Raw genomic sequence first — 25,165 nt, 5'->3', positions numbered from 1 at the left:
AGGCCCTGAATCTGTTCCGAAAAAGATGCAAAAAATGTAGTCTCCCGAACCATGGCGACGATCCACGAATTCGGCCCCTACCGCCTCGACGCGGAAGCCGTGATGTTGTTTCGAGAGTCCGAACCGGTCGCGCTCGGGCGGCGCGCGGTGACGCTGCTTCGCCTGCTTGTCGAGCAGGCCGGAACGCCGGTTTCCAAGGACACATTGATGCAGGCGGCGTGGCCGGGGCTTGCGATCGAGGAGAGCAACCTGACGGTGCAGATCGCTGCTCTGCGGCGGGTATTTGCCGACGTCGAGGGCGGTGCGACCTGGATCGAGACCCTGCCGCGCCGCGGCTACCGTTACGTCGGGCCACTGGTCGCTGCCGAATCCGGCGCCGGCCTGCCCACCTCGCCGGCACCGACGGTGCCGGATGGGCCGTCGCTTGCGGTGCTGCCGTTCTCGAATCTTAGCGGCGATGCCGCGCAGGAATATTTTTCCGACGGAATCACGGCAGACATCATCGCCGAACTGTCGCGCTTCCGCTCGCTGTTCGTTGTCGCCCGCCACTCCAGCTTCGCCTACAAGGGCAAGACGCCCGAGATCAAGCAGGTCGGCCGCGAACTCGGCGTCAGGTACGTGGCCGAAGGAAGCGTGCGCAAGATCGGCAGCCGGATGCGGGTGACCGTCCAGCTTCTCGATGGCGCGAGCGGTTACAATCTCTGGACCGAGCGCTACGACCGCGAACTCGAGGACATCTTCGCCCTGCAGGACGAGATCGTCCGCGCAATCGTCGCAGCCCTTCCGGGTCGGCTCGAGGACGCCGGCCGCGAGATCGCCAGACGCAAGCCGACCCCGAGCATCACCGCCTATGACCTGGTTCTGCTGGGCAACGAGCGGTGGCGTCAATTGACGGTGAAGGGCATGGCGGAAGCCAGGCAGTTTTTCCGGGACGCCGTCGCGCTCGATCCGCAATATGCCCGCGCTCACGTCAACATTGCCTGGACTATCGTCTGCGACGTGTTTCTCGAATCGCCCGGCATGGCGAAGCTCGACGACGCGCTGAGCGAGATCGAGACCGCGCTCGACATCGACGGCGGCGACGCCTGGGCCCATGGCGTCTTCGCGCAATTGCTGTTCCTGCGTCGCGAGGACGCCAAGGCCGAAATCCATTTCAGCCGGGCTCTCGCGCTCAATCCAAACGACGCCGACGTCGCCGCCGTTTTCGCGAACATTCTGGTCTACTGGGGACGGTGGCGAGAGGCCCTCACATGGATCGGTGCGGCCAAACGACTGAATCCCTTCCCGCCCAATCTGTACCACTGGTACCACGCGCTCGCGCTCTATTCGGGGCGCCAGTACGATGAAGCAGTCAAGACGCTGATGGAGGCGCGATCCCCCGACCGCTGGTCGCACAGTCTGCTTGCCGCCTGTTATGCGCAGATGGGTCGGCTCAGCGAAGCGCGATCCGAAGCCGAAGCGTTCGTCACGGAACGTTGTCGAGAAATGAGCGCGAACGGCGCGACGCCGCCAGCGAACACCCTCGATCTCGTTCGAGCACGGGCCGAAAGGTACAGAATTTCGGCCGAACGCGAGCACTTCCTCGACGGCTTGCGCAAAGCCGGCCTATCCGGCTGAGCCGTAACGAGGGTCACAACAGGCTGTTCGAAATTGACCGACAGCGGTGCTCCGCCTCGACTTGCTTCAACCTCAAATTCCTGAGCCGCCGCTGCGGTCCGGATTGTGCAATGGTGGAGGATCGAAGCTTGGCGTGGCGAAATTCGTAGCCCGTGGTGGCGGGGGAGCGCTGCCGCCATTCCCAACACTCAGAAAAATGCTTCCAATGCGCGCTGTGCGGAAGCAGCGCTTTATAGAGGTCGAGGACGAAGGGGAGCGTCCCCGCGGAAAACCGCAGCCTCCGATCTTTGAATCTTTTGGATCTGGCCTGGGATCAGCTCAATCTGAGGAGATCGAGCATTGGAGAACTCCATGAAGGCGTCCGTGGTTTCGAATATTTGATTCACGAGCCCGCGATGCTCTGGTTCAATGATGGAGTAAATGTCGGGTTTGTCGCACCTCCACCATCCTGACCATAGTTCCGTTTTCTTCTCATTGGGATCAAAAATAAGGATGAGCGCCCCTCCGTCCTCATAGATGAGCTCAGCGGGCACGCAGCCGTGTTTGATCAGCGTTTGCAGAACGTGGCAGAACTCATACCCAAATACGTACACATCAGGCTTTAGCTTAACGACGATGGGTTGGTCTGCGTTATCGTACCCGAAGGAATCGGTGCTGCTTGGCGGTTTAATCACTTTGATGCTTCCCGCGCTTGCGCCATGAAGCTAATCGCTTAGCTGCCTGCGTGGATCAATGATCCTGGTTGGTCAGCCGATACATCAGGCGCTCACCTCGATACCCTTGAGGGCATTAGCCGTCCGTGCCCGACGCTCTGAGATACGCCGCTCTATGCCGCGCCGGCGATCGGGTATCGGAAGCTGCGAATCCCGCACGTTGCTCCTTCGCCGGACAAGAATTCGCCGATCAGCTACCCTGCGTTCCGTACCCACTTTTCGGTCGTCTCTCCGCACCACGCTTGCCGATCCGGCGATCGCTCTCTTCGGACGGGCGGCGTAAGCCCTGCGCGCCACCACTTCGCAGAGCGCCAGCCAGATGAACTCGCTGTTGGTGGAAAGATATCGCCGCCATAATTTGCGCGGCTCCATCATCAGGCGCCAGAACCACTCGAGACCGAGCGATTGGAATAGCCGAGGAGCGCGCCTGATAAAGCCGGCCAAGACGTCGAAGCTGCCGCCTACCCCCAGGATGACAGGAACTTGCAGCTGATCCCGATAGCGCTCGCTCCACACCTCCTTGAACGGGGACGGCAAGCCGATAAAGAGAATGTGAGCGCCGCTGGCTCGTATCTCATCGACGATAATTTCGTGCTCGTCCGGACCGAAGTAACCGTTCCGAAAACCAGCGATCTTCAGCTGCGGAAAACGCGCCTCGCAGACGCGCACGAGCTTCTCGACGACTTGCTGGTGCGCCCCTAGAAAATAGACACAAAGTCCGTTGGACGCGGCCCCCCTTAAAAGTCCTTCCATCAGATCGATGCCGGCCACGCGTTCCGGCATGCGTTGACCTGACGCTCGTATTGCCCAAACCACCGGCATACCGTCCGCCACCGTCATATCGGCCGCGGAGCATGCGTGCGCCAACTCCACGTCTCGCCGCATCATGCAGAGATGCGACGCATTGATCGTCATCACGATGTGAGAATTGTTCGAGCGGAGACAGATATCGACACAGCGCTGCGCCGCCTGATCGAGCGTAACCGCATCAAATTCGACGCCCAATAGGCTCGCGTGTTGCTTCATCTGCTCAACTCCCCTGCGGCGATCGCCGGCCGGCTTGCCACCGAGCCACTTGCTCGGCGTCCAGGCGAGCCGTGGCAGCTCGTTTACCCAGTCTCAGGCACGCGTGCTGATAGGTACGAAGAAAACGTCTGAACTCGGGGTCATTATAGCGCGGCAACCCCTTTGCCCAGCTGCTGAAGTAACCCCAAAGCATCGCGATGCTTCCGATGAACATTGGGTGCGCGCGAAGACGGGAAGCCGCCACCGCCAGATAGTAAAACGGCGAAGTGCCCATGAAATACTGACCGAAGCCAGCACGAATTCTGCCTGCCCAGATGCTCTTCTGGCTGGCCCCTTGCGGACGAAGGTGGACGAATCGAATTGGCTCTGAATCGACGCTCTCCGCGATCCAGCCCAGCATTCTGGCGCGGTGGCAATCGATGCCATCCCACATGACTTGTCGCACGAATCCCCCGATCTGCCCGAAGCACTCAACCCGATAGAATTTCGTCATTCCAACCGACATTTCGTCGCCGCAGACCTCGGGCACGAGATCGCCAGTTTGGGGATGGACGAACCAGGGTTTGCCTGAGGTCGTCCCGATACGTGGATTATCCTCCATTCGCTGCATCAGCAGTTCGAAGTAGCGAGGCGGCAGGTCGAGATCCATATCAAGCTTGCACAAATAGCCGAAGTCGCCGAGCGACACTTGATCGAGACCATCATAAAACGCCTCAATCACGCCGGGCCCTACCCGCCGATGGCCTCGGTCCTGGCGGCGCACGACGCGCAGATAAGGCAATCGCGCCGCATACTCTTCCAGGATCCGTGGCGTCTCGTCGGTGGATCCGTCGTCAACGACGATCCACAGCGCAGGCGGCACCGACTGTGCAGCCACGCTGTCCAGCGTGTGGCGGAGATAGGGCCCCTCATCGCGGCAGGGCGAAATCAACACATACCTGCGCGGCGTGGCGCTGTGCGGAACACTTGAAGCGCGACTGTCAAGCTCGTCCACAGGTCTACTCCCGGTAATATCCTTCGGACCTGACGCCATTTCTTGCCTCGATGGTTCTAAGCTCGACGGGATCGATCTGGTTGAGCACAATGGTCGACACGCGCTCACGGATGAGCTGCGTTACCGACAAGGCTTCGAGCACGCTCGTACGCTTGGTCTGACCGCATTCCACAACGAAGACGAACTCGTCGATGAAGCGCTCGATCAGCCTTGCATCGACGACCGACATGATCGGCGCCACCTCCACCACAATGTAGTCATAGGACTTCCGTGCGACGGCGAGCAGGTTTTCCATTTCCCGCGAGCCCAGGAGTTCAGCAGCGTTGGGAATCCGAAGCGCGCAGGCATTCGGCAGGACATCCAGCCCCGAATGCGGCCGCTTGCAAACAAACTCGCCAAGACGGGACGGATCTTCCAGCGCTTCGAAAAGCCCGACCTTCGCATCCGGGGACAGTGCAGTCGTGAGATTCCGGAGATGAAGGTCGGCATCGATCAACAGCGTGCGCGATCCAGAGGACGACAATATGAGCGCGGCAAGATTGGCGGCAACGACAGTCTTTCCCTCTTTCGAAACCGCCGACACGACGCCGATGACTTTGCCCCCGGTCGAGGCGGACGAACGGTCGAGCATCGCCTTCACATTGCGAAGACCTTCCGCGAAGCGCGAGAAGGGGGCAGCAAGGACATGCTCCTCGATTGGCAATTGACCAGCATAGACGAAGGGCAGTCCGATGCACCGCGTCTCGGTCACCTGTTCGACGGCCTTGGGCGTACGGAACACATCCGCCATCCATTCGCGTCCGAAGGCAGAGCCTATGCCGAGAAACAGACCGAGAAAAATGCTGCCTGCCGCCACGACGAGGGTTTTCTTGGAACTCTTTGTCAGCGGCGGAACCGCTCTCGTGATGATCTGCGCACTTTGGGCCGGAAGCGTCTCCGCCTGCGCCGCCTCGATCTCCTTATGCTTTTGCAGGAATCCGCTATAGAGATTGCGCAGCGCCTCGGCAGCGCTCTCGAGTTCGCGCAGCTGGCTTCCGGTTTCCGCGGAAAGCTTCGCGGCGGTGTCTTCGAGTTCAGTCTGTCGTGCCCTGGCGACTTCGTATTCGCTGGCGTAGGAATCGGTAATGCGCCCCTCGTCGGACCGAATGGCGGCGTCAACGCTGTTGAGCTGCGCACGAAGCTTGACGACAGCCGCGTGCTTGCGACCGACGCGAGCTTCCATCTCCGCAAGCCGAGACGCAAGGTCGCGCTTTTGCGTGCGGAGACGTGCAAGTTCGCTGTTGTTGAGCGCGAAGTTGATGACTGCCGCTCGCTTGTCGTTGAATAGCGCGTCCGTCGACACGGCCGACGGAATCCCGTTTGCCTCTGTCCGCTTGATCCGGTCGAGGCGCTCCTTTGCTTCGACTGCCGCGAACTTGGCATTCATCAGCTGGGTATTCAGACTTGCCAGGAGCTCGGTATCCTGAGCGCCAGTGCTGCTGAGATTGTTAGCCGTCTTGAAATCCTGCAGCGCCTTGTCCGCGTCGGCCACCTGCTTCTTCAGCTCGATCAGCCGCTCCTGCAGCCACTTGCTCACCTTCTGCGTCGATTTCCACTTTGCGTCCTGTAGGGACGCGAGATAGCTATCCACGATTCCGTTGGCGATCTTCGCGGCCTTCTCCGCGCTCTGCGACTCGACCGTCACGTTGATAACGTTCGCGACATCCTCACGTGCAACAGTCACCCGCTTCAGCAGAGATTCCAGAGCCGCTCGTTCAGCGGCTGCAGTGGCTTCCGCCGTGCTGGAGTTCCCGTCTGTGGCGCTGCCAAGTGCAGATCGCCCGGCAAACTCGCCATCACTGGCCAGACCCAGCGAGCGAATAACCGGAAGCAGAACCCTGTCTGATGACAGTACGTAGAGTTGACTGCCGACTTCCACTTCATCCATCGTCGGCTGATCTACGATCTTGTTCGTCTGCAGATAACGATTGAGACTTCGATCGATGAGGATGCGTGCACTGCTCTTGTAGGGCGCCTTCATGACAACAACGGAAGCCACGGCAACCGCCAGCCCAATCAACAGTCCGATAACGGGCAACCGCCATTCGCGGCGCAGAACGTCGATGATGTCCCACAAGCCGAAAGCGGGACGGCCCGCCGCAGGCGGACCGTAGTCTTCCGCAAGCGGCTGGCCATATTCCTGAATAGCCAATTGATTGGTTCTGGTGTCCATGGCTTCGTTTGATCAGTGCGCCGGTTGGGAGAGCGGTGGCGTCGGCCGCGAATGCATCTCGGCATTCGGAAAACCATTGACGCTCGTGATGTGATCAGTTGGACGTTGCGGCCGACGGACGTTCAGAAGATCCCGCACGATGAGTTTGCTGGCTCGCCCGTCACCGAATGGATTTGCACCGAGAGCCATGGCTTCGTGCTCCGCTGGCACATCGAGCAGGCGCTCGACGCCTGCAACAATGCGAGTGGGGTCGGTGGTGACCAGGCGAGCTACGCCGGCGTCAACGGCCTCCATCCGCTCGCTGGTATCTCGCATGACGAGCACGGGCTTCCGAAGCGCCGGTGCCTCCTCCTGAATTCCACCGGAATCGGTGAGGATGAGATACGAGCGCGTCATGAGGTAGACGAACTCGGGATAGTTCAGGGGTTCGATCAGGAAGATGTTCGACGCGTCGCGCAGATGGTCGAATACCGGCCCGCGCACGTTCGGATTCAGATGAACGGGATAGACGATCTGAATGTCGTCCCGCCGACCGATTGTCTTCAATGCCTCGCAGATTTGCCGGAACCCGGATCCAAAGCTCTCGCGCCGATGTCCGGTCACGAGGACGAGCCGCTTCGAGGTATCGAGCCATGAGTATTTCGCTTCAAGCGACCGACGAAGCTCGCCCGGTTGAGAGATATTTGAAGCCATACGAAGCAGTCCGTCGATCACGGTATTGCCGGTGACAATGACGGCGTCTGGCGGATACCCCTCCTTCAGCAGGGCGGAACGCGCCCGCGACGTCGGTGCATAATGCCTCGTCGTAACGACGGCAGTGACCCGCCGATTGGCCTCCTCCGGCCATGGACTCATGAGATTGCCGGTTCGCAATCCCGCCTCGACATGCCCGACACTGACCGACCGGAAGAACGCGGCAAGTGCAGCCGCCGTACTGGTTGCAGTGTCGCCCTGTACAAGAACGTAGTCCGGATTGTAGTCGGCGATGATCGGATCGATTCCAGTCATGACCGCGCTGAACACTTCACTCAACGACTGGTTCGGTCGCATGATGTTCAGGTCGTAGTCAGCCTTCAACGAGAAGGCCGACATCACATCATCGAGCATCTGACGATGCTGGCCCGTCACGCAGACGCGCGTATCAATTCCTTCTGCTTCGCCCAGCGCAAGCACAAGCGGTGCCATTTTGATCGCCTCTGGACGAGTACCAAATACGCTAAGAATACGCATGAACCCCGACGCCGCCTGTGTTCAATGATTTGCCGTGTTGAATATTTTTGTCGTTTCGAAATGATGCGGCACGCTACCGGATTTTCCCGACGCGTTCATCGCCAACGTTGGCTCGGCACATGTTAAATGAAATTTATAGCTAATTCTCGGAGTTGCCGCGGAGCGCGTTGCGCATCATCGAAGCCGGCCGTTGTCAGGCGGTTCCAGATTTAACCTTTTCGGGTTAACGCGCACTCAGTCATTGTCCGCTGACGTTCTTCGCTACTGCCAGCGAGTTCCAGATTTAACTTCTCCAGGTTAACGCGGATTCGCTGTACCGTTCGCAAATCTTCGCCGATGCATCCTCGTGCTTGCATTCGCAACGGCACGGCGGGAATGCCAATGCGCGTGCAGTGAACTCCACAGGCTCGCATTATCCAATTTCGAGAAAACTTGTACAAAACAAGATTAAATAGCGTATCTGGACTAGCGTTGATTGGCGCCATTGCGCGCATCGTGACGACGATCAACGCGCAACTCGCTCCTGGTCGAGAGATTCCGGAAGTCGTGTGGCCGGCACTTTCCGGCATTTGATAGGTCGGAGGTAGCGCCTCGTGGAAGGCAAGGTTTTACTCCTCTCGCAGCGTCGGATTTCCGATCTTGTTGCATTTTGCCTCAGCTATGAGTTCGAGGACAATTTGGCGGCGATGACGCGCGCCGATCGGTTCGATGTTCAAAATCGCGCTGCGCTGGAGTTCTCGCGACGGGTCTATAAGTGGACGCGCCTTGCATCAGGATCGACCAAACTGGCAGGTGTGCTGGCACCCTCCCCGCCGCAACTGCGGCTGCAACGTGATTACGAACTGTTCTTCCCGATCTTCAGCAATGCGTATCAACTTCACTCGCTCGCCGCGATTCCCGACTGGCGCAAACGGTGTCGCAAGGCCGCATGCTTCATCACTGAAGTCTGGGCAGACGACATCCCGGAGTATCTGGTCGAGCTCCTATCCGGATTTGATCATATATTCGTCGGCCTGCATCACTGCGCACCGCAGATTGCGCGAATAGCAGGTCGACCGTGCAGCTATCTGCCGCTGGCGGTCGACGTGGAGCGGTTCGCGCCGAGGCCCGAGCAGCAGCGATCGATCGCCGTGTGCAACATCGGGCGTCGTTCGGCGACGACCCACGCCGCGTTGCTGGCCGGCGCCGAGAGAGAGCGCTTCTTCTACTACTACGACACTGTGGCGGCGAGCGGTTCGAACCGAAAAGAAAGGACGTTCCGGGTCGACAATCCGGAAGAACACCGCATCATGATTGCGAATATCCTGCAGCGCAGCCGCTATTTCATTGCCAATCGCAGTCACGTCAACAACCCGGAATTCACGGCCGGCCGTGATGAGATTTCCGCTCGCTACTATGAAGGCGCTGCAGCCGGGGCGGTGATGGTTGGAGAAGCGCCGCGCACCGAAGAGTTTGCACGGCAGTTCGACTGGCCCGACGCCGTCATTCATGTACCCTTCGATTCGCCCGACATTTGCCAGATCCTCGAAGCGTTGGACGCAGACCCGGCGCGACTGCGAGCGGTTCAGAACGCAAACGTCCGGGAAGCCGCGCTGAGGCACGATTGGCTCTACCGCATACAGACGGTATTCGACATCCTCGGTATTGCTCATACCGATCAGATGCGCGCACGAGCCAACCGTCTGCGCCAGATCGCCGGATCCTTTGAGCTGCCAGCGGCCGCCTGAAATCGTCACCTCGCGCAGTGCGGAACAATGCGGCGTTTCCGCCGGTTTATGGTTAACGGCCTGTTAAGCGGCGGCTGCTACATCCCGGCAGGTAGGCGATCCTTTTCATATGATCGCCAGGGTGTCGCGAACGTCCGCAATGGCGGACAAACGTCAAGCTGCGTATCCAGGCATGAAACGGTCCAGTCAGCTCCCCTCGGCTCAGGCGGCCATCCTCAATGCGCCGCCCTTGCCACGTCAGGCAGACAGGCTTGCTGCACCTCTGCGACGGCGTGGCGCCTGGACGCAATTCGTCGAAGCCCGCCTGCGCGAGCCCGTAAATCCGGAACGAAATCCCGCCGAGCCGCCGCCGGACAGTCCGACCGACAAGCAACCGACGGTCCTAGGCGAGGATCCGAGCTCGCCGAACGGCGGACCGACGAATGAAGCTCATCCGCTCCTTGATCTGGAGCAACCCCTGCAGCCGATTGTGCTCCCGCAGGATGAGGTCAGTCGGCGCCTGAATGAGGCCGCGGAGAACATCGGCCGCTGGACAAATGTGGCTCCGCTTGATGCCAGACCAGACGACGGGTCCGTCTCCTCTGCGGCCGATCCAAACGATGCTTCAGCGGAGGAATCCGACAACGACACGCAGCCAGCGCCACCGGACTCGCATGCCGGCTCAGCCGTTGCCTCGTACACGCCTGAAGCAGATGAAGGAGAGGGATTCAGTCCGGCCGCGGACCCAGGTCCGAACTCGGTGCCGCCGGCGTCAATCCGTCCAGCAGTGCAACCGCCCGTGCACACCAGCACTGCCGAGGCGAGCGTCGCGGTGCAGGAACAGCAGATCATACTAATCGACAAGCTGATCGCGGAAGAACTTCAGAGCTCGCCGCGAGACCGACGTTCCATCACCAGCGAATGGAAAGTGCGCAACTTTGTGTGGTTCCTTGCTCCGACAGCGGTTCTGCTGGCGATTGGCACCGGAATGCTCATGCGGGGCAATGTTGCTTCCGTGTTCAATACAACACCCCAGGTTGTCAGCCATTCGAACGCGACGCCCGTTCAGTCGCCACCGCAAAGCAGACGCAAGCTGAAACCGGCAATTGCCACGTTCGTCCATCGTGCTCCGATCGAAGCAGCCGCGCCCGCACCACCCGCACGTTCACTGCCGACGACATATGGGATCTTTGCGTCAAGCAACGGGCGGATGATCCGGCTCGAGCCGATGAACATCCGCCTTCCTGACAGCCGGATCGCCGTGTCGGTATTGACCACGAAGCCCGGCACCGTTGTGGTGCCGCACGGCCCGCTTTCGTTTGTCGCGTATCAGCGCGAGCTTATGACAAGCGCGCCCGACAACGCACAATTGCGCATTCTCGCCCAGGTCGCACGAACACCGTCGTCACCGGCAGTCGCTACGGCCAACGATGCCTGGGCGATCCGGTCCGTTTCCGTCGACCTGACCGTAGCGCCGGTCCCTGAAAGCCGCGAGATGGTCGAGCTGCAGCCAGTGAACCCCGATCTCGTCCTCTCACCCGGCCGTTACGTGCTGGTCTTCAAAAACCAGGCCTACGACTTTGTCGTAGCCGGCAAGGCTACCGATAAGGCTCATTGCCTCGAGAGGGCGGAAACGCCGGACGGCGACAGGTTTACCGAGTGCCGCAGGCTCCCGTAATGTAGGGCGGCCCGGTCCTAGGGCGGCGTCGACGCGACCGCGGCCGGCGGTAACTTCGTCGCTTTCGCAGTGGCGGCACCGACGCTGAGCTGACCGGTCCTACGCCAAAGCAGCAGCCCTGCTCCGCCGCCGATCGTACAGATCGCAAGCAGCACGATTTCCCCGCGCCCCAATCCACCAGAGATCAGTGCGTAGGGCAGCATGCCCAGCCCCATCCAGAACAGCTTTTGCCACTGGTAGGAATCGTACCTCTTGCCAAGATTGCGACGCTTGAACCACAGATCTTTCGCTTCGCGCGAAAACGGAAGAACACGCCGGCACACGGCCGGCACAAGGCGAAGCGCGAGCAGCAGGGCGAGAAACATCGTCAACGCGACGACGATACGATCGTCGCCGCCGGACAGCAGTCGGAACACCGGCAGAATGCAAAGGCCGAGGCCGATCCTCAGGAATGCCCCGGCGGGCCACGTGTCCAAGTTAATCAGGAAGCGCTCAACGGAGGTCATGGGCGTAATCCAGGATCAGGAGTTGACTTGCAGTCGTACAATGCCGAAGTCGCGTAGCAAGGACCACGCGAGTTGCAACGGCCGTGTGATCCTGAAGACCCCGACCACGACGGTCAGGTAGGCCGTCACACAGATCACGCTCGCGACCGGGATTCGTAGCAACCGCGGCAATTCCTGCAGGAATGCCTCCTGTATCGAGAAGGCGACCGCTACGGCGACCAGCGCAGCAATGGTCTGCGGCGCTGTCGCGCGCAGGACGTCCCCGATGCTGATCCCGACCGGCTTGCCGGCGTAGACGAGCGCAGGAACGAACAGCACGAACATGGTGACCGTGTAGGCGATCGTCACTCCGATCACGCCGAACGGCAGTCCAGCTGCAAGCGCAACCAATTGGCAGATTGCACTGAAGATGCCCCATCGCATCCACCGATCGGGACGCCCGACCGCGACATGGACCCAACCGAGAGTTCGCTCGATGCAATCTGCAATGCCGCGAATGGCGAGGATACAGAGCAGGGGGCCCGCGGGAGACCATTTTTCTCCGAGAAGCACGATCACGATGTCATGAGCGCTCACGGCCAGGGCCGCGAAGGCAGGCCCCGAAAAGTAGCAAAGCAATGACAACGCGCCTTCCCAGGAGCGCTTCAATTCGGCCGCACTGTGCTGGAGCTTGCTCAGTCCCGACACCGCGATGTTATGCAGCGGCTCACTGAGAATCGACAGCAGGTTGTTGTAGATCGTGAAGGCGTTCTGAAAATAGCCAAGCGGCCCCGCCCCGAGGAAATACCCCATCGCGATTCTGTCCGCCGAACGAGCGAAGTAATCCGTCATGGTGAAGCCGGTCACTCCCAGCCCGAACCTCAGCAGTTCCTTGACCATTGGCGTAAGTCTGGGCCTGCCCGGTATCCATCGACAGGCGGTCCAGGCTCCCACGACGGTCAAAGCCGACGTTATGATCGGCTTGGCGATCAGCGCCCAGTAGCCCCAGCCCGAAAGCGCCAGTCCAACGCTTGCAGCGCTTCCGATGATGTTCGCCGATATGTCGATCATCGCGATGCGGCGAAACTGCATTGCCCGACGCATCAGCGCATAGTGTTGCGTCGACAAGGCCATCATCAGGAAGGTCACCGATAATGCCAACGCCATGCCCGCGAGCGATGGCTCGCCGAAGGCACGCGCTATCCACCGACCGGACGCAGCCAGCACGACAGCCAGCACGACGCCGATCAGAACATTCAGCCAGAACAACGTGCTGACCTCGGCGCGTGAGATGCTGCTCCGCTGGGCGGAGGCCTCGCTCATCCCGAGATCGACGAAAAGGGGCGCGAAGCCGATCAGGGCCAGCATCATGGCCACCAACCCGAAATCATGCGGTCCGAGCAGTCGCGCCAGTACGATCGTCGAGGCCAACTGAACGAAGATATTCAGTCCGCGCGCAGCAATGAACGCCACGCCGCTGTGCAGCGACCTGCGGCCAAGGCCAGAATATGGCTTGTTGTCCGCAAAATACTGATCGGTACGTTCGTTCCGATGCACGCGTCGTTCCCGCTCAATTCGCCGGATTCTGGCTTTGAGGTACCCGCTCAAGCCAGATTTCCCGCCAATAGGGATAGATGGCGCGCGGGCAGAAGCGGCGGCAGATCGCATAGCGCGCCTCACACACGACATCCTTCAGGATGATCGCGTCCGTCTTGAAACGGACCATCTTGCACGAAGCTTCGTCGATGATCTGCTTTTGACGCCTCTCGACCTCGTACTCGCGTTCCGTGAACGGTACCATCTCCGGATCGAAATACAGGCCGCGGTTGCGGTAATTGCAGTCCAGCGTCTCGAGGATGTCCTTGTACGGCTTGACGCGCACGACGTCGCCCACCTGCAGATCAAGCCGGGACTGCGGGGCCTTGCTACCCTCTGGCACACCGAAGGGCCTGATCGGATAAGGCACGCCACCTCTCATGCGCTGGAACGTGTCGTAGATCCAGCGCATCGCGGTGCCGATGCCGAGCCCTGCTTCGGTGACCGTACGCCAGACCGAGAACGTCAATCCGGCGACGAGATCCTGCAACCGAACGTTACCCGAAGTGTAGTCCTCGACATACTGACGCGGATCCCACCACTTCAGGGGTTGCGTGGCGAATTTTACCTGTGTGTTCTGGCAAACGTAGGTCGGCTCGGTTTCGCCGACTTTCGGCGGATGCTTGATCGTGCTCCACAGCGTTTCCTCGCTGCAGCCGCCAGACCCGAAAGGCTTGCCCGCGCCATTTGGCGACGGCCCTTTCTCGCCCGCCGGCTTCAACCAGGCGTCCTTCCAGAATATCAGACAGGCCGCCTCGCAGCCGTCATGAGCCGCGCCATTGCAGCGAATGTTCTCGAGATGCACCGTGTTCAGCATCTTGCGGCCGCCGATACCTAGCGCGGGATCGCAGGTCTTGTGAGCTCGCTTGCCGACGCGAAGCGTCTTGCCGCAATGCTTCAGCATCTCTGGCATGAAGGGCATTTCCTCCAGGCGGCCGTTGGCATCCAACGTCGCGAGGATCTCCTCCTTGCTTCTGACCTCCACCAGGTCACCAGCGCGAAAGATACTTGAGAATAACGTGCTCATATCGTGCGCCTTGAGATAAATCCTGCAATCAGAACTTCACCGGCTGCGTGACGTCCGCGCAACCATCGTCAGATGAGTGTCAACTTTCGCCCGAAAAATGCCTCGGCGAAGCGTTCCGTAGCCCTGCACTCCATGCCCCGAATCCGTGCGAGGCCGCGAAAGGTGTCTGCATCGAACCACTGCTTGGATCGCTGCGTTCCGAAATGCTTGAGCAAGAGTTCAATCTTACGATCGAGCGCCGCCGCCGACACCGGCATGTAAACGTTGGGTTGACCGAAGTCGCCATCCCACTTCGGGATCTCATATTCCAGAATCTGATGATCACGAAACGTGTTCCAGGTCAGGCGGCAGACCTGGCGATGGTCCTGATGAGCATCATCCCTGCGATGCGTCAGAATGACGTCGGGCTCGACCCGCCGCTTCAGCGATTCAAACCATTCCTTGATGGCTTCTCCCCTTTCCGGGAAAAATCCGTCGGGAAACGACAGCACCTCGACCTTCGCGGATGCAGCCTCGCACAAGAAGTCAGCCGCCGACGCACTCGCCTCAGCCTCCCGTATGGCGCCACCGCTTAGAACGCACCAATGCACGTCCAGCTTGATACCGTGCTCGATCAGACCAAGCAGCGTCGCTCCCGCGCCGATTTCAATATCATCCGAATGGGCGCCGAGGCATAGGATCGACAGACGGTCTCCGGGCCTGGCAAGCTGCAATGCTCTCATTCCGGTTATGCCGCGCTGGCTACCGACGAGTGATTCAGCCGCCACGGCGTGTCGCCGCGCTCCACCATGTCCTCCAACACTTGTCTATCGCGCAGGGTATCCATGGCGCGCCAAAAACCCTCATAGCGATAGGCCATGAGATGACCGCCCTCGATCAAACGGTTGAACGGTTCCTGGACGAGCTCTTCTCCCTCCTTGATGTAGTCGAAGATTTCGTTGCGGAAGATGAAGTAGCCGCCGTTGATCCAGATCTCGGACTCCTGGCTCGAGCGAATCCGCTGCACCGACCCCTCGGCGTCAAACTCGGCAAGGTGGAAGCTGATTGGTGGATGGATCGCCACGAAGCAGCCGATCTTTCCGCTTTCCTTGAACTTCTGGATCATGTCCGGCAGCGGCGCATCGGTCAGCCCGTCGCTGTAGTTCGCAAGGAACATCTCCTCGTCCTGGACGAGATGGCGGACGGCCAGCAAGCGCTGCCCGATGTTGCGCCATGTCCCCGTATCCACCAGCGAAACCCGCCAGTCCGGCTGATGTTCGCCGATCAACTCGACCTTTTTGCCGTACTCCGAAATCACGCAGTCGCTGTTCGCAGTCGCGCGATAATTGAGGAAGTAATCCTTGATGACGTTCGCCTTGTAGCCAAGGCACAATATGAAATCATTGTGATTGTACTGGCTGTAGTACTGCATCACATGCCAGAGGATCGGCTGATGGCCGATCGGGACCATCGGCTTCGGTATGCTCTCCGAATACTCGCGGATCCGCGTACCGAGACCGCCGCAAAAAAGGACAACCTTCATGGCGCAACCTCACGCGGATCAATGATTTCGACGTTAGGAATCGGAACGATGAACTTGCAGCCCCAGTCCGCGACATGCCGCATTTGCGCGACGATTTCCCTCTTCAAATTCCAGGGAAGGATGAACAGGTAGTCGGGACGGGCCTCGTCGATGGCTTCGACCGGGAGGATCGGAATGTGCATTCCCGGCGTATAGCGGCCGTGCTTGTAGGGGTTGCGGTCCACGGTGAAGTCGAGGAAGTCCGTACCGATGCCGCAGTAGTTCAGCAGCGTATTGCCCTTGCCGGGAGCGCCATAGCCGCAGATCCGCGCCCCCTTGTTCTTGCTCGCGATCAAGAACGACAGCAGTTCGCGCTTGGTGCGATGAACCCGCGATGTAAACTGCTCGTACTGACCTATGTCTTCCAGGCCGATCCGACACTCATGGGCCAGCAGTGCGGTCACCGCGGCGGAGACGGCGTGAGTCGCATCGGCGCGGCAGAGATAGACGCGAAGCGAGCCGCCATGCGTTGGGATCTGCTCGACGTCGAAAACCTTCAGATCATGCCGCCGCGCCAGACGATCGATCGTGACCAGCGAGAAATAGGAGAAATGCTCGTGATAAATGGTATCGAACTGATTTTCGTCGATGAGCCGCTCAAGATGCGGGAATTCGAGCGTAATCACGCCTTGCGGCGTGAGCAGGCACGCCATTCCGGCGGTGAAATCGTTTAGATCCGGAACCTGGGCCAGCACGTTGTTGCCGATAATCAGATCGGCGCGCTTGCCATCTGACACCAGCTTCTGCGCCAGCTCCAGGCCGAAGAACTCGACCATTGTCGGGACGTTCTTCTGCCTAGCAACTTCGGCCACGTTGGCCGCCGGCTCGATTCCCGTGACCGGCACCCCGAGCGGCAGGAAGTGCTGCAACAGGTAGCCGTCGTTGCTCGCGATCTCGTAGACGCGACTCTCGGCACCAAGGCTCAGCCTGGCCTTGATCATCTCACAGTAGCGCCGCGCATGTTCCACCCACGACGTCGAGTAAGACGAGAAGTAGGCATACTCGGTGAAGATATGCTCCGGTTTGACGTATTCCTGGAGTTGCACCAGGAAGCAGGACCCGCAAACCACGGTGTGCAGCGGGTAGTACGGCTCCATGGCGTCGGTCTGGTCGGCTGTGAGAAAACTTTCGCAGAGGGGCGACATCCCCAGGTCGACAAACGTCGATTTCAACGTCGCGCCGCACAGACGGCAGTTACCGTGAGAGGATTTCGACCGAATCGATTCGAATCTCGAGTGAGCGTTCATTGGGCCGTACCATGAATATAGGATTGCCGAATATGAGATTGCCGGCGCTTAAATCGGGCTCGTTAGATTGAATTTTATCGTATGAAAGCGAACAATATGAAGCGATTTCGAACAACAAGGTAAACCACGCAGTTGCTGAAAATTTTAGTAAAATTGTATAGAACTGGTCGTCGACAATTGGCCTCTCGGTCGGGAGTGGATACGTCCCATGCGCTTTGAAGCAACAGGACTTGACGGAGCGTGGCTCGTCAAAGTCGAGCCTGCACACGATGAGCGCGGCTTTTTCGCGCGCACGTTTTGCGAAGACGAGTTTCGTGCACATGGGCTCGTGACCAAATTTCCCCAGCACAGCATCTCGAGCTCCTCGCGCAAGGCAACATTGCGCGGAATACACTTTCAGAATGAGCCGCACGGCGAAGTTAAGCTCGTGCGCTGCTTGAACGGATCGATTTGGGACGTCATCATCGATCTGCGTGCGAGCTCGCCGACCTTTCGTCAATGGCGCGGCTTCGAGCTTTCAGCGGAGAACGGTTCGCAGCTCTACATCCCCAAGGGGTTCGCACACGGCTTTCAAACCTTGAGCGACAACGTTCAGGTCAATTACCTAATTTCGGAGTTCTACGAGCCTTCGGCTGCTAACGGCGTCCGATACGACGACCCGATGTTCGGCATCAGCTGGCCTCTGGCCGTCAGCACGATCTCCGATAAAGACTTGAACTGGCCGCTTCACGGTACCTGAGCGCTTACCGCACAGGCGCGAGAAGTCCGTGGCGCTCGAGCACTTTTGCTGTCTTCAGAATGACCGGGAATGGCAGGTCGGCACGCCTGGCGATATCAAGCAGAGAATGATGCCCGTCGGACAGATTTAGAATCCACAGCATCGCCATGTTGGCTGCAGCGGCGTCCTTGTCGCCGCCGATCGCACCATAGAGTCCGCGTCTGCCCAGCTGCGGTTCGCCTTTCGGCGACGTGTTGTAGTAGCTGCGGTTGCCTTCGAGCAGGTCGATGACTTCGGAAATGATGCGGAAGGATTCCCCGAGGTGCTCCGGCCGAATGAAGCTCAGGTCGTCGGCCGAGGTATGATACTGAGGGATGGCACCGAAACGGCTGCGCTGAAACAATCCCACCGGCAGGTTGAACCCGGGCGAGCAGTATTGCCGCTCATCATAGCCGTAGGGCGAAAACTCCAAAATCGTCGGCGTCAGTTTGGAATGCCGCAGCGTGTGTATCATTGCACGGTCGATTTCGGCATCGCCCTGCCTGCTCTTCTTGTATGTCGGACCGGCGCCGTCTCCGACCATTGATACCACGAGGCCGTGCTTGATATGAGACACACGATGCTCATTGCGGGCGAGCCAGGTGATCGCGCCAATCGTTCCTGGCGCAAAGAGAAACCGATAGCTGTATCGCGTTCGCATCTGGGAGATGCGGCTTGCGAGCTCCGCAAGCAGGGCCAGGCCGGAGCAATTGTCATTGGCAAGCGAGGGATGGCAAACATGCGCCGACAGAAGCACCTCGTCGTCTGACTCTCCCCGGTGAAAATACTCACCATAGGTCAAATGCCCGTCGGCGAGGGTCGAGTCGATCACGACCTCGTAGCTATCGTCCCGCAGTTGCTCCAACTGTCGGTGGGCCATGCAGAAAGCCCAGTTTTCCTGGTAGTAAGACGTTCGGTAAGGGACCAGGTCCGGCTGATCGGGCAATGTGAAGATGTGGGACTTAAGCTCGTCCAGCGACATGGTGCGGCGCACCGGCACGCTGTAGCTCATGACGTGGAGGTTCGATTCGTTGAAATCTACGACCTTCCGGCCCCGCGGGTCCTTGATGTACGCGTCCCGGATGTTCCACTCACGTGGCACGACCCAGTCGAGAACGGGTGTACCGGTCGGCACCTCGTGGACATCAAGGGAGATGTGCGCACCGATCTCCCGAAGGGTCTGCCGCACACCGTTACCGGTAATGCTGCGGCAGATCGGGTAGATCTTTTGGGCAAGCGCAAAGATCTTTGCGCCTGAACTTGTGACATCGTCTGCCGCCGACACGCCGTCCTCCTGGTGTGTCAAATCGATCGGCGCGTGTATTAGTTCGCGACGAGAGCGGATTGCCCGGCACTCTGCCTCGACTTTACATGGCGGAGATCCGCATCGAGCACGCCGTCCGCCAGCAACTTGTTGACGTGGCTGATGCGCTGATACCGGGGACCCTCGAACTCTTCGAGCGTGATGCCCGAGACCCGGTAGGCCTTATAGAGCTGCTCCGCGCCCATCTTCGCATCCCATTGCGGCTTGAACTCCGGCAGCCTGGTTCGAATCTTTTCGAAGCTCACGCGATAGGACCGCGTGTCGGGACCGGCGCCATCGGCAAATTCGATCTGACAACCGGGGACAACATCGGCGACGATCTTCGCGAGATCGCGGATCTGGTAGTTGTGCGCCGTCTGGCCGACGTTGAAAGCTTCATTGAACACCGCCGCCTCGGGAGCCTCCATCGCCGCGATAAAGGCGCGGGAGATGTCCTCGATGTGAACGATGGGCCGCCAGGGCGTGCCGTCCGACTTCAAGAGGATCTTCCGCGTTGTCACCGCCCAGGCAACGAGATTGTTCAGCACGACATCGAATCGGAGCCGGGGAGATACGCCGTAAGCCGTTGCGGGTCGCAGGTAGACCGGGCAAAATCCGTCACCGGCGAGGCTGGCAATATCGCGCTCCGACTGCACCTTGGATTCGCCATAGGCAGTCACCGGGTTGAGCGCTCCGGTTTCGTCGATCATGCCCTCGCCCGCCTTGCCGTAGTTGCTGCAGGAGGACGCGAACACGAACCGTCGCACACCGGCTTGCTTGGCCAGTTGCGCGAGGCGCACGCTGGCTACATGATTGATCTGGTCGGTAAGGCCGGGTCTCAGATTGCCGAGCGGATCGTTCGACAGCGCGGCAAGATGCAGGACCGCATCAAAAGCCTTCAGGTCCGCAAGTTCGATGTCTCGCGTGTCCTTGCAAAGGGCCGGCACATCCACGATCGACCCGCCTTCTGCAAATGTGCAGCGAGAGTACAGATCGCTGTCGAGGCCCACGACTTCGTGCCCGGCACGCCGTAGCATCGGGGTGAGCACTGTTCCGATGTAGCCGAGATGTCCGCTCACGAGAACGCGCATCTAAACGCCTCCAAATTTATTCTGTTTCTATCTCGCCTACTTATTTCAAAATCGCCCGCTGATGCACGTGTTTGTAAAACCTTAGTTAATGGCGCGCCTGAAATTGCGGGAACGATCCGCTCAGGACGACGGAAAATGGTTGAGCCGTACCCCATGATCGTTGACGTCGCCGGTAGCGGCGCCAGGCGAGAGACGCCGCAGCAGCGCTTGGGGAACTCTGCGTAGTTGCCGGTGAAGCCGGTAACGTGTGGTGGAGCGGCTGACGTCGAAGCGATTGGCCAGTTCTCCGCCGAACGCCACAACGAATTTGTATCGCGCCTCGTTTTCGATTCCGCCATCGAAATCGAAATGAAGGCCCCGCTCGTGCGCCAGCTCGATGCCACTCCAGAGGAGCAGACTTACTGCGCCTGGATGCGCAATGCTCCTGTCCCGCGATGACAGGAAATAGTGCACGAACTTGTGGTCCCAGACGAAGAAGACCTGGGCGTGGACGTTGTTGTTCGAGTCCACCGCCGCGAGGATCTTGCATTGCTGTCGCTCGCTCGCGGCGGCATAGACAGCTTCCAATCGCGAGAGGTCGAAATACGATTTCGCGCCCTCCAGGTTGGCCTGGTAATACTTCACGAAGTATTTTGGGGACGTGACTTCGCGAATGGCGAGCCGTTCCCGCGCGCGTCGTATCACGTTCTTTGTCTTGTCGCGCAATCCCGACCAGAGCTCGTCTCGGGGGATCGTGCATTTCAGCATGAAAGTCGGATGCGCGCGCACCTCGTAGCCGCACGCGAGGAACGCGGCCACATCGCTGAACCCGGTATCGAGCGTCATCTCGACGTGATCGAAATCCGCGACCTGTTTGAGCAGGTCAGTGATGACCGCATGCGCCAACCGCATGCGCGCTTCCGTCTTGCCGGACTGCAGCGTGACCGTCGGTCCGAGAAAGCGCGTGATCTGAGGCATCTCACATATGTTCATCCCGCCTTCAGTACGCGTGACGAACCGGAGAGAACCCACGACGCGCCCGCCACGCGAACAAGTGACTTCGCGCCAGCCAGCGGGAGCCAGCGCATCCAGCCACCAATCCTCGTGAAAGACCGATTTGCGCATCAAATTCCTCTTCCGGAGACTAACCGGATAGCGAATCGGCAATCTGATTAAACCAAAACGTGCAGAAATGCCCAAGGTCCGCGCGGATCAGAAGGCCTTAGCTTCTATTGTAGTTAACGACGTCTGCAGCATTTAAATCGGGGCGCTCGCCTAGTTAGCCTCTGAGCTCGGCGTCGGTCAGGTGACGCATTGACGCAATACCGCGCCTGTTCAGAATATATTTAATCATTGCCCACGAGGCGTGTGCTCACTGCGAACTTTTGCGTGCCGATCCATCCAAATTCGGCTGCACGAACGGCGTGCCGGCGTCATAGCGCGCTTTGGCCGGAAGCACATGAAGCTTCGTCTCTCCGACCGGGTCCACCCAAGGCCACTCGTATCCGCGCCCGGCGTCGAAGAACGGGGGGCGGCTTGTGAGGTACATGGAAGCAGGCAAGGCGCGATCCTCGCTTCCGGAATCCCAGTGCGTTTTGTTGGTGAGGTAATCAAAATTGCCATATCGAATCGTGGACGTCGCAACCTTTGCGTCCGTCGGATATGGCTTCACGGCGTCCCAGCCGAGCATCCAGACGCCGGGCTTTGCGTCGGTAAAACGGGTTTCATACGACCAGCCGTCCATCTGACCGGGAACCCCGAGCACGTTTCCTATGAAAGACATCCAGTAGGAATACGCCATCAGACCGGCGGCGCGACGCGGCCCATTGCGGGGCTGCGACACATCATCGATCGTCCCGCCAGCCTGATTGTCGAACGCTGCCCGGACGCCGCGCAGATAGTTGCGGAAAAACGTGTGATAGATGCTGTTGCCGTGAGTGTCGTCGCTGTCGGCGTTCTGAGCGTAGTTGCCCTCGAACAAGACGTGATGGGCGCCCACCATGTGGCTGGCGTTGAGCCCGGTCTCGATCCAGGCTCCATTCGTATTGATGTAGCCCATGTCCATGTAGTTATAGCCGACCACGGAGCCCGCCCCGGCGGAACGCGCCACCACCAGCTTGTTGGCCCTCACGGCAATTCCATTCTCGATCAGAGCTTCCGACGATCCGGCGGAAAGGCTAATGGCATATCCGCCTCCGCCGGGTTGAGCCCAGGCCGCGTCGTGCACGTAGAACTCGCGCAGTTCGACCCGGAAGGAGCTGTGAATTGCAAAGCCTTCGCCGTGCCAAACCGAATTGTCGACGTTTTTCGCCCACGAAGAAGCAGCCCAATTGAAGCGAAGATTGCCCGCGTCGCCCCCCTTGAGCGCCAGATCTTCGACGCCCGCGTGCTTCACATGCGGCTGCGCGAACTGTGACAGTTGAGCTGCGTTTGCTTTCCGATAGCTAATGTGAACTGGGGTCGTGAAGGTGATCCTGGAACCGGAAACGGCGCTGATCTCCTTGATCTCGGCAACAGGCCGATCAGGTCTCCCGAACCACGATCCAGCGCTTTGCGGCGTCGATGGGAACGCATCGGGTGCAAAGTCATCGACAAACTGAATTGCAGGTTTGTGCTTTTGCCAGACAACCCTGAAATCTTCCGACGCCCAGATCTGCCCTCGCCCCTGCGGGTCGACACGCCAATCAGCGGCCGACGCCTCGTCGAGCAGCACGATCTGTCCAGGCACGAAGCCTGCAGCATCGTCGACCTCGACGGTTTTTTCGCCCTTTATTGCATCATTCCGTAGGTTCGCCGATCGCACGGCATTGACCGTATCGCTCGTGCTGGAGAAAAGCGACGGTCCCACCACGACCAACGGAGACGGCTTGGCACCGACTGCGTCGTTGAACGGTTTCGCGCCATCTTGCTTTTCGAGCATCGTCTGGCCCGGACCGGAGCCGCGCAGGGTAATTGCCTTGTTGAGCAGCAGGAAATTGCCGCCATTGATCAGAAACCGTCCCGCGGACAGTTGCACGACCTGCCCTACCGGACATGCGTTGATTGCGCCCTGGATTACCGCAGCGTCATCGAGTGTGCCGCCACGAGGCGACAGCGTCGCGCAGATGGTTTTTCGAGAGGGTATCCCACCCTCGGCCATCAGGCCGGGTTGCCAGGTGGTCGCGCGATCTGAAGGCAGTATTTCCATCGAATCGAGAGCAAATGCGGACGAATGGCTTGAGCATGCAACGAAGATCATCGTTGCAACCAAACACCGCCAAGGCCGCCGCAGGGCCGCTCGCAGCGTCTCGTGACCAGGGTTGCGCCGCATCGCGATGACCATCCGGTTGAACATGCATCCTCTGACTTGCAGCGCAGAACCCGCTGGCTTCGCGCCTGCTAGCGTGACCTCACGACGTTGATGGGAGTCGACGGCGGCCTGAGCCGCGGTCCGTGGATGCGCCGCATTGCTGGACGCCTGGTTATTGCCGAGTTGGCCGCGGGACGCGCCTGCCCCCAATATCTGGCAGCTTCAACCGCGGCTATAACGAACACGACCCACAGCATTTCGAAGCCGCGCATCCATGTGCTCTCGAGACCGTTCGTAATGGCAACGTAGAGAACGATCGACAGCAGGATCCATGCCCGCGAAAGATCAAACCGCGCCAGGCGACCGATGCCGTGTATCGTCGCAAGGATGAACGCGACAAGCAGGAAAAATCCCGCATAGCCAAGTTCGAGCAACGTGTCTTCATACCCATTGTGGGCGTTGGGCATCTCCTTGACCCAGCCCGGCGCTTCCACGATGCTCGGCGCGTCGGGCCCAACCAGCCAGAACGACTGATAACCCCAGCCCAGCAGCGGCTTCTTTGCGATTTGCATGTTTGCAAAATCCCAAATGATGGTACGGCCCGTGAAAGTCGAATCGCCGTACAGCATGTACGACACGCGATTCATGCTGAAGCCGGTGACGAACGAAAAGACCATCCAGCAAATCGGTATCGATACGACAATCACCCACACCGGAACGCGGGTAGCCCTGGAAAGCTTGAGCAAGGTCCAGGCGAACGCCGGGACAAGCACCGCAAGAGCTAGCGCCGTCTTTGAATTGCTCAGCAGCAGCAGCGCAACAGACATGAGCGCGGTAACGATGCCGAGAACCCGTCGCCGTCCGGGATGAAGCAGCTCATGGAGCGCAAGCAGGAATGCAACGGCAGCGCATTCACCTAGATAGTTCTTGCCCGAGAAATAGCCGGGGTAGCCCCATGTGGCGAACTTCACGTCGATCGGCGGCCTGCCCATGACGAACAGCATGTTCAGCACGGCAGCGATAAAGAAGCACCAGAACAGGCCGCGCAGCAGGTCGGTCGATCGAGTTGCAACGATCGCCGGGAGCGCGATCGAGGCGATGATCATGGCCTGCTGCGCAAACCTGATCCCCGAAGCCTCCGGCTTGAATGCCCAGGCAACGCTCGCCCCCGCCAGCGCAAGATAGGCAAACAGTATGATCAGGATCGGCGGAAAGCGGAGTCGCGACCGATTGCGCAGCGCAACGACGAGCGCGACTGCGGACAGGATCGGCCAAAAGATTTTGCTCTCTGGTCGAGCTTCCAAAAGACAAGCCGAGTCCGTCGGACTACAGGTCACGAGGATCAGGGGAAAAGCAATCGTGGCGTAGACACAAGCCAGCAGCGGGATGATCGCGTATCTATCGATTACCCGACCGGAGGAAGCCGCCAAGCCTGGTCGCTGAGAACGCAATACGGCTTCGTGCATGCTCGGTGCCCGTCAACTCCAGTCGCCAAGGCAGCACGCTGATCGTTAATCGCCTGCCTTGCCCGATCGTGGGGCCGCGCAGCGATACGATCAGCCTCTCAATGGCACTGGCGCCAACACGTACTCAGACACGGCTGCGAACACCAACGATAAGTCAATCTTTCCTGAATTTTTATAGTGAACGCTTC

20 protein-coding genes are annotated in these 25,165 nt (G+C 59.6%); 4 read left to right on the top strand and 16 right to left on the bottom strand.

Annotated elements, in window-relative coordinates; genetic code table 11:
- Positions 1-51 precede the first annotated feature (51 nt).
- A complete protein-coding gene (locus tag ACVIYL_RS16400) occupies positions 52-1,617 on the top strand; it encodes a winged helix-turn-helix domain-containing tetratricopeptide repeat protein (RefSeq protein WP_310881559.1) in 1,566 nt (521 codons plus the stop codon).
- Positions 1,618-1,847: 230 nt separating this feature from the next.
- On the opposite strand, the gene ACVIYL_RS16395 is transcribed toward ACVIYL_RS16400, so the two are convergent.
- The 5 genes from ACVIYL_RS16395 to wecB form a co-directional block, all read right to left on the bottom strand.
- Complete coding sequence (locus ACVIYL_RS16395) at positions 1,848-2,291, bottom strand: hypothetical protein (protein WP_310881558.1); 444 nt, start codon at positions 2,289-2,291, stop codon at positions 1,848-1,850.
- An 84-nt stretch (positions 2,292-2,375) separates the two neighbouring features.
- Complete coding sequence (locus ACVIYL_RS16390; protein ID WP_456779151.1) at positions 2,376-3,356, bottom strand: WecB/TagA/CpsF family glycosyltransferase; 981 nt, start codon at positions 3,354-3,356, stop codon at positions 2,376-2,378.
- Positions 3,357-3,360: 4 nt separating this feature from the next.
- Positions 3,361-4,350 (bottom strand): glycosyltransferase family 2 protein, encoded by a 990-nt coding sequence (locus ACVIYL_RS16385; RefSeq protein WP_456779150.1) that lies wholly within the window; start codon positions 4,348-4,350, stop codon positions 3,361-3,363.
- 4 nt (positions 4,351-4,354) lie between these two features.
- Positions 4,355-6,562, bottom strand: coding sequence for a GumC family protein (locus ACVIYL_RS16380; RefSeq protein WP_456779149.1), 2,208 nt, complete (start codon positions 6,560-6,562; stop codon positions 4,355-4,357).
- A gap of 12 nt (positions 6,563-6,574) precedes the next feature.
- A complete protein-coding gene (gene wecB, locus ACVIYL_RS16375) occupies positions 6,575-7,792 on the bottom strand; it encodes a non-hydrolyzing UDP-N-acetylglucosamine 2-epimerase (RefSeq protein WP_456779148.1) in 1,218 nt (405 codons plus the stop codon).
- A 593-nt stretch (positions 7,793-8,385) separates the two neighbouring features.
- Between wecB and ACVIYL_RS16370 the strand changes: the two genes are divergently transcribed.
- Both ACVIYL_RS16370 and ACVIYL_RS16365 read left to right on the top strand, forming a co-directional pair.
- On the top strand, positions 8,386-9,519 hold the full coding sequence (locus tag ACVIYL_RS16370) for a glycosyltransferase family protein (RefSeq protein WP_253606972.1): 1,134 nt from the start codon (positions 8,386-8,388) through the stop codon (positions 9,517-9,519).
- A 139-nt stretch (positions 9,520-9,658) separates the two neighbouring features.
- Complete coding sequence (locus ACVIYL_RS16365; protein ID WP_456779147.1) at positions 9,659-11,176, top strand: hypothetical protein; 1,518 nt, start codon at positions 9,659-9,661, stop codon at positions 11,174-11,176.
- A 17-nt stretch (positions 11,177-11,193) separates the two neighbouring features.
- Here the strand turns inward: ACVIYL_RS16365 and ACVIYL_RS16360 are convergent, their stop codons facing one another.
- From ACVIYL_RS16360 to ACVIYL_RS16335, 6 genes are all read right to left on the bottom strand, one after another.
- Complete coding sequence (locus tag ACVIYL_RS16360; RefSeq protein ID WP_092081493.1) at positions 11,194-11,682, bottom strand: hypothetical protein; 489 nt, start codon at positions 11,680-11,682, stop codon at positions 11,194-11,196.
- 15 nt (positions 11,683-11,697) lie between these two features.
- Positions 11,698-13,269: a lipopolysaccharide biosynthesis protein gene (locus tag ACVIYL_RS16355; protein ID WP_456779146.1), complete on the bottom strand. Its 1,572-nt coding sequence runs from the start codon at positions 13,267-13,269 to the stop codon at positions 11,698-11,700.
- Positions 13,232-14,242, bottom strand: a complete 1,011-nt coding sequence (locus tag ACVIYL_RS16350) for a hypothetical protein (protein WP_456779145.1) — start codon at positions 14,240-14,242, stop codon at positions 13,232-13,234. Before ACVIYL_RS16350 ends, ACVIYL_RS16355 begins: the two co-directional genes overlap by 38 nt.
- Positions 14,243-14,352: 110 nt before the next feature.
- A complete protein-coding gene (locus ACVIYL_RS16345; RefSeq protein ID WP_310881548.1) occupies positions 14,353-15,006 on the bottom strand; it encodes a PIG-L deacetylase family protein in 654 nt (217 codons plus the stop codon).
- A 5-nt stretch (positions 15,007-15,011) separates the two neighbouring features.
- Entirely contained in the window at positions 15,012-15,806 is a 795-nt protein-coding gene (locus ACVIYL_RS16340; protein ID WP_028338408.1) for a glucose-1-phosphate cytidylyltransferase, read from the bottom strand.
- A complete protein-coding gene (locus ACVIYL_RS16335) occupies positions 15,803-17,092 on the bottom strand; it encodes a methyltransferase domain-containing protein (RefSeq protein ID WP_456779144.1) in 1,290 nt (429 codons plus the stop codon). Before ACVIYL_RS16335 ends, ACVIYL_RS16340 begins: the two co-directional genes overlap by 4 nt.
- Positions 17,093-17,300: 208 nt before the next feature.
- Here ACVIYL_RS16335 and rfbC point away from each other — a divergent pair, with 208 nt between their 5' ends.
- Entirely contained in the window at positions 17,301-17,831 is a 531-nt protein-coding gene (gene rfbC / locus ACVIYL_RS16330) for a dTDP-4-dehydrorhamnose 3,5-epimerase (protein ID WP_456779143.1), read from the top strand.
- Between the two features lie 4 nt (positions 17,832-17,835).
- Here the strand turns inward: rfbC and ACVIYL_RS16325 are convergent, their stop codons facing one another.
- From ACVIYL_RS16325 to ACVIYL_RS16305, 5 genes are all read right to left on the bottom strand, one after another.
- On the bottom strand, positions 17,836-19,155 hold the full coding sequence (locus ACVIYL_RS16325) for a DUF4910 domain-containing protein (protein WP_456779142.1): 1,320 nt from the start codon (positions 19,153-19,155) through the stop codon (positions 17,836-17,838).
- A gap of 17 nt (positions 19,156-19,172) precedes the next feature.
- Complete coding sequence (locus ACVIYL_RS16320) at positions 19,173-20,243, bottom strand: NAD-dependent epimerase/dehydratase family protein (protein ID WP_456779141.1); 1,071 nt, start codon at positions 20,241-20,243, stop codon at positions 19,173-19,175.
- A 120-nt stretch (positions 20,244-20,363) separates the two neighbouring features.
- Positions 20,364-21,347: a GNAT family N-acetyltransferase gene (locus tag ACVIYL_RS16315; protein WP_456779140.1), complete on the bottom strand. Its 984-nt coding sequence runs from the start codon at positions 21,345-21,347 to the stop codon at positions 20,364-20,366.
- A gap of 247 nt (positions 21,348-21,594) precedes the next feature.
- On the bottom strand, positions 21,595-23,556 hold the full coding sequence (locus ACVIYL_RS16310) for a hypothetical protein (protein WP_456779139.1): 1,962 nt from the start codon (positions 23,554-23,556) through the stop codon (positions 21,595-21,597).
- A gap of 44 nt (positions 23,557-23,600) precedes the next feature.
- On the bottom strand, positions 23,601-24,977 hold the full coding sequence (locus tag ACVIYL_RS16305; RefSeq protein ID WP_456779138.1) for an O-antigen ligase family protein: 1,377 nt from the start codon (positions 24,975-24,977) through the stop codon (positions 23,601-23,603).
- Positions 24,978-25,165 lie beyond the last annotated feature (188 nt).

This window comes from Bradyrhizobium sp. USDA 3315 (genome assembly GCF_054056795.1).
Note: the sequence above shows the minus strand (reverse complement) of the source record. Positions and strands in the feature narration are given on the sequence as shown.

What these genes read in the sequence shown, in the direction of transcription:
- ACVIYL_RS16335 (WP_456779144.1), bottom strand. Translation starts at nt 17,092, where the DNA reads ATGAACGCTCACTCGAGATTCGAATCGATTCGGTCGAAATCCTCTCAC.
- ACVIYL_RS16365 (WP_456779147.1), top strand. Translation starts at nt 9,659, where the DNA reads ATGGCGGACAAACGTCAAGCTGCGTATCCAGGCATGAAACGGTCCAGT.
- rfbC (WP_456779143.1), top strand. Translation starts at nt 17,301, where the DNA reads ATGCGCTTTGAAGCAACAGGACTTGACGGAGCGTGGCTCGTCAAAGTC.
- wecB (WP_456779148.1), bottom strand. Translation starts at nt 7,792, where the DNA reads ATGCGTATTCTTAGCGTATTTGGTACTCGTCCAGAGGCGATCAAAATG.
- ACVIYL_RS16400 (WP_310881559.1), top strand. Translation starts at nt 52, where the DNA reads ATGGCGACGATCCACGAATTCGGCCCCTACCGCCTCGACGCGGAAGCC.
- ACVIYL_RS16345 (WP_310881548.1), bottom strand. Translation starts at nt 15,006, where the DNA reads ATGAGAGCATTGCAGCTTGCCAGGCCCGGAGACCGTCTGTCGATCCTA.
- ACVIYL_RS16380 (WP_456779149.1), bottom strand. Translation starts at nt 6,562, where the DNA reads ATGGACACCAGAACCAATCAATTGGCTATTCAGGAATATGGCCAGCCG.
- ACVIYL_RS16340 (WP_028338408.1), bottom strand. Translation starts at nt 15,806, where the DNA reads ATGAAGGTTGTCCTTTTTTGCGGCGGTCTCGGTACGCGGATCCGCGAG.
- ACVIYL_RS16390 (WP_456779151.1), bottom strand. Translation starts at nt 3,356, where the DNA reads ATGAAGCAACACGCGAGCCTATTGGGCGTCGAATTTGATGCGGTTACG.
- ACVIYL_RS16320 (WP_456779141.1), bottom strand. Translation starts at nt 20,243, where the DNA reads ATGCGCGTTCTCGTGAGCGGACATCTCGGCTACATCGGAACAGTGCTC.
- ACVIYL_RS16305 (WP_456779138.1), bottom strand. Translation starts at nt 24,977, where the DNA reads ATGCACGAAGCCGTATTGCGTTCTCAGCGACCAGGCTTGGCGGCTTCC.
- ACVIYL_RS16310 (WP_456779139.1), bottom strand. Translation starts at nt 23,556, where the DNA reads ATGTTCAACCGGATGGTCATCGCGATGCGGCGCAACCCTGGTCACGAG.
- ACVIYL_RS16360 (WP_092081493.1), bottom strand. Translation starts at nt 11,682, where the DNA reads ATGACCTCCGTTGAGCGCTTCCTGATTAACTTGGACACGTGGCCCGCC.
- ACVIYL_RS16315 (WP_456779140.1), bottom strand. Translation starts at nt 21,347, where the DNA reads ATGCGCAAATCGGTCTTTCACGAGGATTGGTGGCTGGATGCGCTGGCT.